A 13,480-nucleotide genomic window follows, 5' to 3' on the forward strand; every position below is an offset into this window, starting at 1 on the left:
CAATGCGTAGAAGGGCCCTGCTCGCCTCCGCCGTCGCGGCGGTCACGGCACTCGGCCTGACCGCCTGCGACCAGGGAAGCGACCGCGACCAGCCGGCCGCCGAGGTCTCCGGAGGCACGGCCGCCAAGCCCCTCGTCACGCTCGACACCCCGATGGAGAAGCCGGACCTGGTCCTGACCGACTCCCAGGGCGCCAAGTACGACCTGCTGGAGAAGACCAAGGGCCACCCGACACTGATCTACTTCGGCTACACCCACTGCCCGGACGTCTGCCCGCTGACCATGGCCAACATCGCGGTCGCGGTGAAGCAGCTGCCCAAGGCCGAGCAGAAGGACCTGCGGGTCGTCTTCGTCACCTCCGACCCGGAGCGCGACAACCCCGCCGCCCTCAAGAAGTGGCTCGGCGGCATCAACAAGGACTTCATCGGTCTGACGGGCCGCTTCGACACCATCCAGGCGGGCGCGCGCAGCGTCAACATCGGGATCGAGAAGCCGGTCAAGAAGAAGAACGGCGATGTGGTCTCCACCCACGGCGCGCAGGTCCTGCTGAGCTCCCCCAAGGACGACAAGATCCACTGGCTGGGCATGCAGGAGGCGACCGCCGACAACTACACCACCGCACTTCCGAAGATCATCAAGGGACAGAACCCGTGAACCGCCGCACCACCCTCGCCGCCGCCCTCGCCCTCACCGCCGGACTCGCCCTGTCGGCCTGCGGAGCCGGCGACGCAGGCCCGCATTTCCAGGTCGACGGCGCCTACATGCCGCAGCCGGTCACCCAGGACATGGCCGGCGCGTTCTTCACGGTCAAGAACAACGGCGCCGCCGACAAGATCGTCGGGGTCACCAGCGACCTGGCCAAGGACGTCTCGATGCACAAGACGGTCGGCAACAAGATGGAGCAGGTCACCTCGCTCCCGATAGCCGCGGGCGGCGAGCTCCGGTTCGAACGCGGCGGCATGCACCTGATGTTCATGGGCCTCAAGTACAAGCCGACCAAGGGGGACTCGATCGGCGTCACGCTGCAGTTCGCCCACGCCGAGCCCGTCAAGGTGGCCGTCACGGTCCGGGCCGTCACCTACCAGCCGAAGAAGTAGCGGGCGGTCCGGTACGTCACAGCACAGGCACTCACACGGCAGTTGAGGGAGCGATCCATGGTCACCACCGGCCTCCGGCCGCGACGGTCCGCCGCGCTGCGCCTGCTCGTCGTCGCGGTGGCGCTGGCGGGCGCGCTGTTCGGCGGGCTGCTCGGCGGTGCCGCCCCGGCCTCGGCGCACGCCGCGCTGACCGGCAGCACCCCCGCCGAGGGCTCGGTGGTGGACCAGGCGCCCGAGCAGGTGGCGCTCACCTTCTCCGAGGGCGTCGCGATGGGCGACGATTCCATCCGGGTGCTCGACCCGAAGGGCAAACGGGTGGACCGCGGCAAACTGCGCAACCTGTGCAGCGACGGCACCGTCAAATACGGCACGGGGCTGCCGCCGGGCCTGGGCGACGGTACGTACACCGTCGCCTGGCAGGCGGTCTCCGCCGACAGCCACCCGGTCTCCGGTGCCTTCACCTTCTCGATCGGGGCGCCCTCGAAGACCACCGCACCGGTGGCTCAGCAGGAGGCCGGCGGGGGGCTCGTGGGGGCGCTCTACGGCATCGCCCGCGCGCTGGCGTACGCGGGCTTCGTCCTGCTGGCCGGCGGTGCCGCCTTCGTGGTGGCCTGCCGGCCGGCCGCCGCCCGGGTACGGTCCGTCCAGCGCCTGGTCGTCCAGGGATGGGCGGTGCTGACCGGCACCACCGTGGCGATGCTGCTGCTGCGCACGCCGTACACCGGCTCCGGCGATCTCTCGGACGTCTTCGACCTCGGCGGGCTGCAGCAGGTACTGGTCACCAAGCCGGGCGCGGCACTGGTCTCCCGGCTGCTGCTGCTCGCCGCGGCGGCGCTGTTCGTGGCGGTGCTGTTCGGGGCGTACGCGCGGGCGCAGGAGCCCCGGGAGGACGCCCCCGAGGACCTCGACGCCCCCAAGGACCCCGCCGAGGAGGCCCGGCGGCGCAAGGACCTGTCGTTCGGGCTCGGCATCGGCGGGGTGATCGTCGCCTCCGGTCTCGCGGCGACCTGGGCGATGGCCGAACACGCCTCGACCGGGCTGCAGCCCGTGATCGCGATGCCGGTCGACGTGCTGCACCTGCTCGCCGTCGCCACCTGGCTCGGCGGGCTGGCCGCGCTGGTGGTGTCCCTGTACTGGGGGCCGCCGGTCGAACGGACCGCCGTCCGCCGCTTCTCCCGCATCGCGTTCGGCTCCGTCCTGGTGCTGGTGGCCACCGGCCTCTACCAGTCCTGGCGGCAGGTCGGCACCTGGACCGCGCTGACCGGCACCACCTACGGGCGGCTGCTGCTGCTCAAGGTGGGCCTGGTGGCGGTGCTCGTGGGCATCGCCTGGTGCTCCCGGCGCTGGACGGCGCGGCTGACGGAGGTACGGAAGCCGGAAGCGGAAGCGGCGGAAGCGGCGGTAGCGGCGGAAGCGGCGGAAGCGGCGGTCGCAGCCCCGGCCGACGAGGAGGCCGACGCGCCCTCCGAGAAGGCCGTGACCGTCCCTGCGGCCGAACCGGCGGTGGAACCGCCCGCGGCGCCCACGGCAGAACCGGCGACGGAACCGGCCGCGGCGCCCACGGAAGAACCGGACGACCCCGCCCGCGCCGCCCAACTCGCCCGTCAGCAGGCCGCGTTGCGCACCGCCCGCAGCAAGCGGCTGCGGGACGCCGATCCCGAGCGGCTGGGGCTGCGCCGGTCCGTGCTGGCCGAGGCGTCGGTCGCGGTGGTCCTGCTGGTGGTGACGACGGTGCTCACCGCCACCGAGCCGGCCCGTACCGAGGAGGCGGTCAAGGCCGTGTCGGGCGGGCAGTCGGCCACGGTCAACCAGCCGCAGGTCCTCACCGTCCCGTTCGACACCGGCGGTCCGGACGGCAAGGGCACCGCCCGCCTCGACCTCGACCCCGGCCGCAGCGGCAACGCCAACGAGCTGCGGCTGCGGATCTCCGACCCGAAGGGCCGGGCCAAGGACGTCCCCGAGGTGAAGATCGAGTTCACCCTCAAGGCCAAGAAGCTCGGGCCGCTGACGGTGGTGCCCCGGCACACCGGCAAGGGACACTGGCGCGCCAGCGGCGTCCTGCTGCCGGTCCCCGGACGGTGGCAGCTGTCGCTGCTCGTACGGACCTCCGACATCGACCAGGTGACCGAGTTCAAGAACGTGAAGATCGGCTGATGAGCAAGCGAACCGCGCAGGCCCCCGAACCCCGGGCCCCCGAACCGCAGGCCCCGGCGCCCGAGCCGGCCGGCCCGCGGACCGCCCTGACGCTCTCCCGCCGCCGGCTGCTCGGCACCGTCGGCGCGGCGGGCGCCGCCGGGCTGGTCGTCGGCGGCGCCGGCGGCGCCCTGAGCACGGCCGCAGCCCATGAGGACGGGCCCGCCGCGGCCCTGAGCTCCCTGGGCTCGACCGAGGTGCCGTTCCGGGACGACCGGGCGAAGCAGCAGGCCGGGATCACCACCCCGCTGCAGGCCAGCGGCCACCTCGTCGCCTTCGACCTGGCACCGGGCAGCAACCGCAAGGCCGCCGCCGCGCTGCTGCGCCGCTGGTCGCGGACGGCCGAGCGGCTGATGGCCGGCCGGGCGCCGGACGCCGACACCGGCGTCGCGCTGGACGCCGGCCCGTCCTCGCTGACCGTCACCTTCGGCCTCGGCCACAGCTTCTTCGACCGTACGGGCCTGACGAAGCACCGCCCCGTGCAGCTCGATCCGCTACCGGACTTCTCCGCCGACGCGCTGGACCCCAAGCGCAGCAACGGCGACCTGTGGATCCAGATCGGCGCCGACGACGCGCTGGTCGCCTTCCACGCGCTGCGGGCGCTGCAGAAGGACGCGGCCGGCACCGCCCGGCTGCGCTGGCAGATGAACGGCTTCAACCGCACCCCGGGCGCCACCGCGCACCCGATGACCGCCCGCAACCTGATGGGCCAGGTCGACGGCACCAACAATCCCAAGCCGGCCGACCCGGACTTCGACGAGCGGATCTTCGTCGGGCGGGACGCCGCGCAGGAGTGGATGCGCGGCGGTTCGTACGCCGTCGTCCGCCGGATCCGGATGCTGCTGGACGACTGGGAGAAGCGCTCCCGGCACGAGCAGGAGCGGGTCATCGGGCGCCGCAAGGACAACGGGGCGCCGCTGACCGGCGGTTCCGAGACCACGCCCATGAAGCTCGACGCCACCGGCGCGGACGGGCTGCCGGTCATCCCGGCCAACGCGCACGCCCGGGTCGCGGCGCCGGAGTCCAACCAGGGCGCGGCGATGCTGCGCCGCCCGTTCTCGTTCCACGACGGCTTCCGGGAGGACGGCGCGCCGGACGCCGGGCTGCTGTTCATCTGCTGGCAGGCCGACCCGCTGCGGGCCTTCACCCAGGTCCAGCGGAAGCTGGACCGCGGGGACGCGCTCTCGCCGTTCCTGCGGCACGAGGCGAGCGGCCTGTACGCGGTGCCGCCGGCCGCGGCGCCGGGCGGGTACGTGGGGCAGCCGCTGCTGGAGGGCTGAGACCCCCGCGCGGGGCCGTGCCGGCCTGTCCGGCCTGTCCGGCCTGCGGAAGCCCGGTCCGGGGGCCGGGACGGCTCGGTATCGTGGCAGGACAGGGAGACGATCGGCGGGGTGCCCCCGCAGTCACGCGAGGGAGTCCTCAAGGATGTCGGCCAGCCGCTATACGTATCTCGGACCCGCGGGCACCTTCACCGAGGCCGCGCTGCGCAGCCTGCCCGAGGCGGCGACGCGGGAGCTGGTGCCGATGGTGTCGGTGCCGGCCGCCCTGGACGCGGTGCGGGCGGGGGAGGCGGCGGCCGCCCTGGTGCCGATCGAGAACTCCGTCGAGGGCGGGGTGACCACCACCCTCGACGAACTCGCCTCCGGCGAGCCGCTGATGATCTACCGCGAGGTGCTGCTGCCGATCGCCTTCGCGCTGCTGGTGCGCCCCGGTACGACGCTCGACGGGGTCAAGACGGTGACCGGGCACCCGGTCGCCCAGCCACAGGTCCGCAAGTGGCTGGCGGCCCAACTCCCGGAGGCCGTATGGGAGTCGGCGGCCTCGAACGCGGACGGTGCGCGGCTGGTGCAGGAGGGCCGCTACGACGGTGCGTTCGCCGGTGAATTCGCGGCGGCGACGTACGGCCTGACGCCGCTGGTCACCGACATCCACGACGCCCAGAACGCGGCCACCCGCTTCGTGCTGGTGGGCCGCCCGGCCCGGCCGGCGGCACCCACCGGCGCGGACAAGACGTCGGTGGTGCTGTGGCTGGCCGAGGACCATCCCGGTGCGCTGCTCGAACTGCTCCAGGAGTACGCGGTGCGCGGGGTCAGCATGATGCGCATCGAGTCCCGGCCGACCGGCGAGGGCATCGGGCGCTACTGCTTCTCGGTGGACTGCGAGGGGCACATCACCGACCGCCGGGTCAGCGAGGTCCTGATGGGCCTCAAGCGGGTCTGCCGCGAGGTGCGGTTCCTCGGTTCGTATCCGCGCGCGGACGAGACCACGCCGAGCGTGCGGCGGCAGATGACCGACTCGGCGTTCACCGAGGCCGCGGACTGGCTCGCGCGCTGCCTGGACGGGCGGGGCTGACCTCCCGGGCTGACCTCCCGGCAGGTGGCGGGCCCGGTGGCTGGAAAGTGCGCCACGACCTGCGGCTTTGAACGGCCTGTGGGTTGTCCACAAAGTTATCCACAGGCTCGGTTCTCGACCTGTGGGTAAGTCGACATGACAGTCGGACACAGTCGACAAATCGCCCTACCGACCCCACATCCCTCCACAGCACCCCACCTCGGACTCCGTCAGCATAATTCCTGCAGTCCATCCTTTAGAGCGAGGCAATCCCACACGAAAGAGTGCGTGAACGGGGTTTGGACAGAGAATCCATAGGCGAGCAATTCGGAAGCGGAATGATCGCCACCGACTTCCACAGATTCCACGCACAGCCTGTGGATAAAATTCCGGGAACCCCTCCCCCCTGTGGACAACCCCGCCGCCCGAGAGTGGCGAGGGCCGCCCCAACTCCCCGATCCCGCCCAGTGGATCACCGATCGCCGACGCGCGCGAACGCCCGCATACCGGACGGGTCCACGACCGTCCCCCAGAAGATCACGGCGGCAGCGAAGGGGCGCGAATGGGCAGGAATTCCCCAGCGGATTTACCGCACCCCGCCAACGGAATAAACCTCTCAAACCGGACAAACTGCAATGCCGGGGAATATCGCGTCGAAGCGCGGGGCGCGGCCCCGGTAGCCTGGGGGTGTGATTGACCTTCGCCTGCTCCGTGAGGACCCCGACCGTGTGCGCGCGTCCCAGCGCGCCCGTGGAGAGGACGTCGCGCTCGTCGACGCACTGCTCTCCGCCGACGAGCGGCGCAGGTCGTCCAGCGTCCGCTTCGACGAGCTGCGCGCCGAGCAGAAGTCGCTCGGCAAGCTCATCCCCAAGGCCACCGGCGACGAGAAGGCCGAGCTGCTGAAGAAGGCCGGCGAGCTGTCCGCCGCCGTCAAGGCCGCCGACGCCGCGCAGGACGAGGCCAAGGAAGAGACCCAGCAGCTGCTGCTCAAGCTCGGCAACCTCGTCCACCCCGACGTCCCCGTGGGCGGCGAGGAGGACTTCGCGGTCCTGGAGACGCACGGCACCATCCGTGACTTCGCCGCCGAGGGCTTCGAGCCCAAGGACCACCTGGAGATCGGCCAGGCACTCGGCGCCATCGACGTGGAGCGGGCCGCCAAGGTCTCCGGCTCGCGCTTCTACTACCTGACGGGCATCGGCGCGCTCCTGGAGCTCGCGCTGGTCAACGCCGCCATCGCGCAGGCCACCGAGGCCGGCTTCGTGCCGATGCTGACCCCGGCGCTGGTCCGCCCGCACGCCATGGAGGGCACCGGCTTCCTCGGCCAGGCCGCCGAGAACGTCTACCACCTCGAAAAGGACGACTACTACCTCGTCGGCACCTCCGAGGTCCCGCTCGCCGCCTACCACATGGACGAGATCGTCGACGCCGGCCAGCTGCCGCTGCGCTACGCCGGCTTCTCGCCCTGCTTCCGCCGCGAGGCCGGCACGTACGGCAAGGACACCCGCGGCATCTTCCGGGTCCACCAGTTCGACAAGGTGGAGATGTTCTCCTACGTCGCGCCGGAGGACGCGCAGGCCGAGCACCAGCGCCTGCTGGAGTGGGAGAAGCAGTGGCTGAACGGCCTGGAGCTGCCGTTCCAGGTGATCGACGTCGCCACCGGTGACCTCGGCGCCTCGGCCTCCCGCAAGTTCGACTGCGAGGCGTGGATCCCGACCCAGGGCAAGTACCGCGAGCTGACCTCGGCCTCCAACTGCGACGAGTTCCAGGCCCGCCGGCTCTCCGTCCGCATGCGCGAGAACGCCGACGGCAAGCAGAAGGTCCGCCCGCTGGCCACCCTCAACGGCACGCTCTGCGCCGTCCCGCGCACCATCGTGGCGATCTTCGAGAACCACCAGCAGGCGGACGGCTCGGTGCGCGTCCCCGAGATGCTGCGCCCCTACCTCGGCGGCCGGACCGTGCTGGAGCCCGCCGCCGGTCGCCCGGAGTCCGGCGCCAAGTGAGCGGATCAGCTCCGGCGGACGTCCCGCCGCTGCCGTACACGCTCATCGCGACCGACCTCGACGGGACGCTGCTGCGCCCGGACGAGACCGTCTCGGAGCGCACCCGCCAGGCGCTCGCCGCGGCCACCGCGGCGGGCGCGGCGCACATCGTCGTCACCGGCCGTGCGGTGCCCTGGACCCGGCACATCCTCGACGCCCTGGACTACAACGGGCTCGCGGTGTGCGGCCAGGGCGGGCAGGTCTACCACGCCGGTGAGCACCGGCTGCTGACCTCGGTGACGCTGGACCGCCAGCTGGCCGGTCTCGCGCTGTCCAAGATCGAGGCGGAGGTGGGCCCGCTGTATCTGGCGGCGAGCCGGGACGGCCTGGAGGGCGAGGTGCTGGTCGGCCCCGGCTACCGCGTCCAGGCGGGCCCGCTGCCGAACGTCATGCTCGACGACCCCGGCGAGCTCTGGACGGCCCCGATCAACAAGGTCTACCTCCAGCACCCGACGCTGGACGACGACGCACTGGCCGCGGCCGCCCGCCAGGTCGCCGGTGACCTGGTCGGCATCATGGTGGCCGGCCCCGGCGTCGTCGAGCTGCTGCCGCTGGGCCTGACCAAGGCCACCGGGCTGTCCCTGGCCGCCCGCCGCCTGGGCCGCACCGCCAAGGAGACGCTGGCGTTCGGCGACATGCCCAATGACATCCCGATGTTCGCCTGGGCCGCCCACGGCGTGGCCATGGCCAACGCCCACCCCGAACTGAAGGCGGTCGCCGACGAGGTGACCACCTCCCACGAGGCCGACGGCATCGCGGCGGTCCTGGAGCGGCTGTACGGGGTTTGAGGGGTGGGCCCGGGGGGCCGGGGCCGGGGGCGCCGGGGCCGGGGGCGCCGGAGGGAGCTTTCGTGTTGCGTGGAGGTCCGCGGCCCGCTCCGAGATGCCGCGGCCCGCTCCGGAATGCCGCCGCCCGCTCCGAGATGCCGCCGCCCGGAATACCGTCCCCTGCGGCGGTGTTGAGGGCCCCGAGGGGGCGCTCGCGTCCCCTACGGGATCTGTTCGAACCACCCGTAGGGGTTCCGAAGGCCCCTTGAACCCTTAACGCCCGCGCCCGGCGCCTTCTTCCCCACCGCCGTCTTCTTCCCCACCCCCGCCCGCTTCCCGCCTGCTGGCTTCCGCTTCCCGCCTGCCGGCTTCCGCTTCCCGCCGGCCGGCTTCCTCTTCCCCCGCGTCGGCTCCGTCATCCCGCATGTCGGCTCCGTCGTCCCGCATGTCGGCTCCCGCTTTCCGCGCTGGCCCTGCTTCCCTCGCGTCGGCCTCGGCCCCCGCCTGCCCCGCATCGGCTCCGTCCCCCGCTTCCTCCCCTTCCCCCACCACCACCGCCGCCGGGGTCAACGGCCATGCCGCGAAGCCCATGGTCAGGGCGATGGCGTGGCCGAAGTCGGTGAAGGTGGCGCCGGTCGTCAGGGGGATGGCGAAGAAGGCCAGGACGCCGACGAGATAGCCGTAGCGCCAGGGGGACCGCAGCCGGTACGTCAGCGCGCCGGCGGCGGCCGCCAGGCCGTACGAGACGCCGATGTCGACGACGTGCGTCATCGAGCGCGGCAGCTGGTGTCCCTCGATGGCGAGCAGGACAAGTTCCTGGCTGGCCAGGGTCGCGGCGACGTGCGCCCCGCCGACGATCAGCAGCCAGCGCCAACTGCCCGTCCAGCGCTCGACGTTGGCGTGCACCAGCTCGAACATCACGACGTACAGCAGGAACGATCCGGGGTTCTCGATCCAGAAGCCGCTGATCAGCAGCGACGGCAGCGGATGCTCATTCAGTTCGTGGATGTTGCTGCTGGTGCGGTGGATGAGGAACTGGCCCAGCCCGTCCGAGGCGGAGGCGATCACGAGGCTAGTCACACCGATGATCAGCAGCCAGATATGGGTCCCGGGGGACGACCTGACCCAGTTCTTCACCCAGGCCACGGGGTTGCCCGCGCGGCGCGCCCAGGGGTCGCGCGGCGGCTCCAGCAGGACCCTCGCCGGCGCCCTCATCGCCGGCGTCCCCGGGCCGCGGGCGAACCGGCGACCAGCGGGCCCGGCCCCTTGACCTGCCGGATGCGGGGCGCACTCTCCATCGTCCGTACGCCGGGCAGCGCCGCGACCCGGGTCGTCAGGTACGTGTAGAGGGCCCGGACGTCCCGGCAGAGCACCGACGCGAACAGGTTGTTCGGGCCGGTGGTGGCACCGGCGAAGGCGACCTCCGGGTGTTCCGCCAACGCCGCGCCGGCCGCGGCGAGTTCGGCGGGGGCGACGGACATCCAGAGGGCGGCCATCACGCCGTACCCGAACTTCCGCAGGTCAGTCCCAGCACCTTGAGCGCACCGCTGGTGCGGTGTCGCCCGTAGTGCCGGGCGACGGTCCGGTCAGACACCCCGAGCACCTCCACGATCCGGCCGAACGGCGCGCGGCCGATGAGCTGCAGCGCATGGGCCAGCCGGCGGTCGAGGGCGTCGAAACCACCCGCGCCGGGCTTCTCGTCGGCTTTCACCGTCCGAGGCTAGCGCGGGTCGGATTGCGCCGCCGGGAGCGCGGTGGCTGCAAGACCGAGGGGTGCGGAACTGACCGCGGGGTCGCAATCTAAGCGACGGAGGGAGCCACCCTGACCGCACCGGCGGATCGGTAGAGGCAGATCAGGGGAGATTTCCGGGTTCCCGGTCCCGGGCCACTACGGGGCGACCCGGACGGGACCCGGAAAGCGGCCGTGTCTCGTCTCGTCCACGCGGCCGAGGAATCGGCGCCGGGCGGGCCGGATCCTGGAACCGGCCCTCCGACGGAACGAAAGGACGAAACCCATGGCCGCCCGCGACTTACGCCCCGAGACCTCCTCCCCCGCCGCCCTCCCCGCCTCGGCCAAGGTGCCGCTCGCCCCGCGCGCTCTGGCGGCCCTCCGCCGCACGACGTTGCTCGTCGGCGGCTATCTCGGCCTCAGCGTCCTCACCCTCGCGGCCGTCGTCGCCCTGCGCGACGACGCCGCGGTGGTGAACGACGCCGTCTGGGTGCGCACCGCCATCGTCGTGGCCAGTGCGGTGGTGATGTTCGTCTCCGCCCTCCGCGCGGTCCGGGGTTCCCGCCCGGCGTACCGCCGTGTGCGGATCCTCTCCGGCGTGATGCTGGCGGCCATCGCGGTGATCATCGCGATCCCCGGCGCCTTCCCGGTGTGGCTGAAGATCGAGCAGGGAGTCTGCGGCATCGCCCTGCTCGGCGTCGCACTGATCGTCAACGGCCGGCAGCTGCGGTCGTCGTTCGCCGCGGGGTGACGCGTTACCGGCGAGCGGAGCCGGAGGGCGCTGACGTATCGCTAAGCGGTGACCTCCCGCTGAGCGGTGACGCATCGCCGGCAGCCGCCCACCCGGTGGTGCGGTGCTGGGTCGGCACCCGGAACCGTACGGCCGTACGCGGTTCCGGGTTGCCGCCCGGGGCCCGGGACGATCGTCGCGTCGCCGCAGGCCCAAGTCAATCCTCTGGTCTCCTTCCAAATTCCTTAGCTGAGGCTTGGGTTGGGCGCATGGCGCGGCGTAGCGTACCCGGGTGACTCTCGATGATCTGCGCGCCTTCGTGGCGGTCTGCGAGGCGGGCAATCTCAGCGCCGTCGCCCGTGACCTGGGCTGCACCCAGTCGGCCGTCAGCCAGCGCATCAAGCGCCTGGAACGCGAGACGGGCATCGGGCTCCTGGAACGCCGGCCGCGCGGGGTCGCCCCCACCCAGGCCGGCCGGATCCTCCAGCGCGCCGCGGCGGACGGTCTGAGCGGGCTGGACCTGGCGCTACGACAACTCGCCGATCTGCGGGCGGGCGACGGCGGCACCGTACGCGTCACCACCGGCGCGACGACCGTACGGCACTTCATGTCCGGGGCCGTGGTCGCCTTCCGCGGTCGCCATCCGCACGTCAACCTGGAGTTCCGGACCGAGAGTTCGAGCCGCCATTGCTTCGAGGCGGTGGCGGACGGCGACTCCGAACTGGCCTGGATCACCATCGGCCCAGCGGTGCGCGGCCTCGAGCAGCATCCGGTGATCGGACTGCCGTGGGTGCTCGCCGTACGCAGCGATGATCCGCTCGCCGCCCGGGAACGGATCGAGCCGGAGGAACTCGCCGGCATCCGGCACATACGGCTGCCGGAGAACTCCACCTCCCGCATGCGGCTCGACGGACACCTCAGCCATCGGCTCGACGGGCACCACAGCCATCGCTCCGACGAACACCACAACCACCAGCCCGACGAACACCACAACCACCAGCTCGCCGGACACCACAGCCATCGCTCCGGCGGGCACGGGCACCACAGCCATGGGGAGCCACCTCACGGGCAGGGCCCCGGTGCCGCCGTGCTGCCGCCGCCGAGCACCACCAGCGTCGCCGACTGGGACACCGCGCTGCTGCTGGCCGAACTCGGCGTCGGCCCCGCGGTCGTCCCCCGGCTCCCGGGTCTCCGGGCCGCCGCCCATCCGTCCCTGCGGCTGGTCCCGATCCCCGCGTTGCCGCCGCTCGCCACGGGGTGGGCGGTGCGTCAGTGGGATGCCCTGAGCCCGGCGGCGGTGGCGTTCGCGGAGACCGTCACGGCGTCTCTGGGGCGGCCCGCACCACCGGTTCCTGGATCTCCGTGACCCACTTCTCCTGGTCCGGCGGGCACTCCAGGTAGAGCTCGCGGGCGTATCCGGCGGAGCGGTAGCCGTTCGCGTCGATCCAGTGCGCCAGGTTCTGTGCGGTGGGCAGGATGCGGCTCATCGGTCCGCGGTGCACCACCGTGGCGGCGCACTCCAGACCGGGCAGCGCGACCACATCGAAGCCGAGGCCGGTCGCGGTGGGGGTGCGGGTGGCCGGCGCGCCCGTCCCGCCGCTCCGGGCGCCGGCCCTGGCCAGCGCCTCCGCGGTGACCGTCAGCCCGGCATGCACGACGACGGCACCGGGCCCGGGCTCGTACCCCGGCTCGTACCCCGCCGCGGCCGCCGCGGCTGACGCGCTCCCCGGTACGTCCGCGTGGCCCTCGGGTACGTTCCTACGGCCGCCGGGTATGCCGCCGTGGCCTCCGTTTGCGCCGCGGTCGCCGGGCGCGTGCTCGTAGTCGCCCGGTACGGTCTCGTAAGCGGCCTCGTGAACGGCCTCGTAATACGCGAGACCCGGTCCCGCCGGGGTGACGCCCGCCGCCTCCAGGCGTGCGCACAGCTCCGCGTAGAGCGGCTGGATCACCGGACCGATGTGCTCGGGCCCGTAACTTGCGGCGATCCCGCTCAGCTCGGCGAGCAGTACCGTCCCGGTCGGCTTGACCACCACATCGTCGGCAGACATGTGTCCCTCACTCTCGATGGAGCGGAGCCTCGCCTCGACCTGCGCCAGCCGTTCGCCGGCCGCGGTCAGCGTCGCCTCCAGCTCCGCCCGGCGCAGCCGCAGCATGCCGCGCAGTTCCGGCACGCTCACCTCCTCGGCCAGGATCGCCCCCACCTGTTGGAGGCTGAATCCGAGGTTCTTGAGGGCGATGATCCGGTTGAGCCGGGCGAGCTGGGCCGCTTCGTAGAAGCGGTAACCGGTGACGGGGTCGGTACGGGCCGGGCACAGCAGCCCGATCGCGTCGTAGTGGCGCAGCATGCGCGCCGATACGCGGCCGTACTGGGCGAAATCTCCGATGCTGAACATGACGCCTTCCAGTGGAGTGCTTTCCACAGTGTCAAGGTCAAGAGCGGCGGTCCACCCGATGGGGGACGGCGTTGGCCCACCCTGCCGTGGCCGCGCGGAACGAGCCGGCAGGCGGCCCGGGGCGTCCCGGTACTCAGCCCGGAACGAGCCGGCAGTCAGCCCGAAAGAGCGGCGGTGCGCCTGGAACAGGCGGTGGTTGGTC

Annotated in this window: 12 protein-coding genes and 1 pseudogene; 9 read left to right on the forward strand and 4 right to left on the reverse strand. The window is 72.4% G+C overall.

All coding sequences use genetic code 11. The features are described 5' to 3' along the window. Positions 1 to 2: 2 nt before the first annotated feature. The 7 genes from ACGF4C_RS01805 (at position 3) to ACGF4C_RS01835 (ending at position 8,447) form a co-directional block, all read left to right on the forward strand. Positions 3 to 653 (forward strand): SCO family protein, encoded by a 651-nt coding sequence (locus tag ACGF4C_RS01805; protein ID WP_393562441.1) that lies wholly within the window; start codon positions 3 to 5, stop codon positions 651 to 653. Further along, positions 650 to 1,096, forward strand: coding sequence for a copper chaperone PCu(A)C (locus tag ACGF4C_RS01810; RefSeq protein ID WP_393562442.1), 447 nt, complete (start codon positions 650 to 652; stop codon positions 1,094 to 1,096). Before ACGF4C_RS01805 ends, ACGF4C_RS01810 begins: the two co-directional genes overlap by 4 nt. Before the next feature lie 57 nt (positions 1,097 to 1,153). After that, positions 1,154 to 3,250: a copper resistance CopC/CopD family protein gene (locus tag ACGF4C_RS01815; protein ID WP_393562444.1), complete on the forward strand. Its 2,097-nt coding sequence runs from the start codon at positions 1,154 to 1,156 to the stop codon at positions 3,248 to 3,250. After that, the gene (gene efeB / locus ACGF4C_RS01820; protein ID WP_393562446.1) at positions 3,250 to 4,569 is read left to right on the forward strand and encodes an iron uptake transporter deferrochelatase/peroxidase subunit; all 1,320 of its coding nucleotides are present in this window, start codon (positions 3,250 to 3,252) and stop codon (positions 4,567 to 4,569) included. The genes ACGF4C_RS01815 and efeB overlap by 1 nt, the downstream gene beginning before the upstream one ends. Positions 4,570 to 4,714: 145 nt before the next feature. Further along, entirely contained in the window at positions 4,715 to 5,641 is a 927-nt protein-coding gene (gene pheA / locus ACGF4C_RS01825; RefSeq protein ID WP_030411952.1) for a prephenate dehydratase, read from the forward strand. A gap of 668 nt (positions 5,642 to 6,309) precedes the next feature. After that, positions 6,310 to 7,620 (forward strand): serine--tRNA ligase, encoded by a 1,311-nt coding sequence (gene serS, locus ACGF4C_RS01830; RefSeq protein WP_393562449.1) that lies wholly within the window; start codon positions 6,310 to 6,312, stop codon positions 7,618 to 7,620. Next, positions 7,617 to 8,447: an HAD family hydrolase gene (locus ACGF4C_RS01835; protein ID WP_393562450.1), complete on the forward strand. Its 831-nt coding sequence runs from the start codon at positions 7,617 to 7,619 to the stop codon at positions 8,445 to 8,447. The genes serS and ACGF4C_RS01835 overlap by 4 nt, the downstream gene beginning before the upstream one ends. A 530-nt stretch (positions 8,448 to 8,977) precedes the next feature. On the opposite strand, the pseudogene ACGF4C_RS01840 reads toward ACGF4C_RS01835, so the two are convergent. The 3 genes and pseudogenes from ACGF4C_RS01840 to ACGF4C_RS01850 all read right to left on the reverse strand — a co-directional run. Beyond that, positions 8,978 to 9,641 (reverse strand): annotated as a pseudogene (locus ACGF4C_RS01840) (rhomboid-like protein); the annotation flags it as partial. Further along, positions 9,638 to 9,922, reverse strand: coding sequence for an Lrp/AsnC ligand binding domain-containing protein (locus tag ACGF4C_RS01845; RefSeq protein WP_393562452.1), 285 nt, complete (start codon positions 9,920 to 9,922; stop codon positions 9,638 to 9,640). The pseudogene ACGF4C_RS01840 and the gene ACGF4C_RS01845, both read right to left, overlap by 4 nt. Beyond that, on the reverse strand, positions 9,922 to 10,137 hold the full coding sequence (locus ACGF4C_RS01850; RefSeq protein ID WP_393562453.1) for an AsnC family protein: 216 nt from the start codon (positions 10,135 to 10,137) through the stop codon (positions 9,922 to 9,924). The genes ACGF4C_RS01845 and ACGF4C_RS01850 overlap by 1 nt, the downstream gene beginning before the upstream one ends. A gap of 304 nt (positions 10,138 to 10,441) precedes the next feature. Here ACGF4C_RS01850 and ACGF4C_RS01855 point away from each other — a divergent pair, with 304 nt between their 5' ends. Further along, positions 10,442 to 10,906 carry a hypothetical protein gene (locus ACGF4C_RS01855; RefSeq protein WP_393562455.1) on the forward strand — a complete coding sequence of 155 codons (465 nt, stop codon included), beginning with the start codon at positions 10,442 to 10,444 and terminating at the stop codon, positions 10,904 to 10,906. Positions 10,907 to 11,177: 271 nt separating this feature from the next. Next, complete coding sequence (locus ACGF4C_RS01860) at positions 11,178 to 12,251, forward strand: LysR substrate-binding domain-containing protein (protein WP_393562457.1); 1,074 nt, start codon at positions 11,178 to 11,180, stop codon at positions 12,249 to 12,251. Here ACGF4C_RS01860 and ACGF4C_RS01865 read toward each other — a convergent pair. Continuing rightward, complete coding sequence (locus ACGF4C_RS01865) at positions 12,202 to 13,278, reverse strand: MerR family transcriptional regulator (protein WP_393562458.1); 1,077 nt, start codon at positions 13,276 to 13,278, stop codon at positions 12,202 to 12,204. The two genes, ACGF4C_RS01860 and ACGF4C_RS01865, sit on opposite strands and share 50 nt — an antisense overlap. Between the last annotated feature and the right edge of the window lie 202 nt (positions 13,279 to 13,480).

Source organism: Streptomyces sp. NPDC048197 (assembly GCF_043202395.1).
In the GTDB taxonomy this organism is placed as follows: domain Bacteria; phylum Actinomycetota; class Actinomycetes; order Streptomycetales; family Streptomycetaceae; genus Streptomyces; species Streptomyces siderophoricus.

Coding starts and splice junctions, on each gene's coding strand:
- ACGF4C_RS01855 (WP_393562455.1), top strand. CDS start 10,442: ATGGCCGCCCGCGACTTACGCCCCGAGACCTCCTCCCCCGCCGCCCTC.
- ACGF4C_RS01805 (WP_393562441.1), top strand. CDS start 3: ATGCGTAGAAGGGCCCTGCTCGCCTCCGCCGTCGCGGCGGTCACGGCA.
- efeB (WP_393562446.1), top strand. CDS start 3,250: ATGAGCAAGCGAACCGCGCAGGCCCCCGAACCCCGGGCCCCCGAACCG.
- pheA (WP_030411952.1), top strand. CDS start 4,715: ATGTCGGCCAGCCGCTATACGTATCTCGGACCCGCGGGCACCTTCACC.
- ACGF4C_RS01815 (WP_393562444.1), top strand. CDS start 1,154: ATGGTCACCACCGGCCTCCGGCCGCGACGGTCCGCCGCGCTGCGCCTG.
- ACGF4C_RS01845 (WP_393562452.1), bottom strand. CDS start 9,922: ATGGCCGCCCTCTGGATGTCCGTCGCCCCCGCCGAACTCGCCGCGGCC.
- ACGF4C_RS01865 (WP_393562458.1), bottom strand. CDS start 13,278: ATGTTCAGCATCGGAGATTTCGCCCAGTACGGCCGCGTATCGGCGCGC.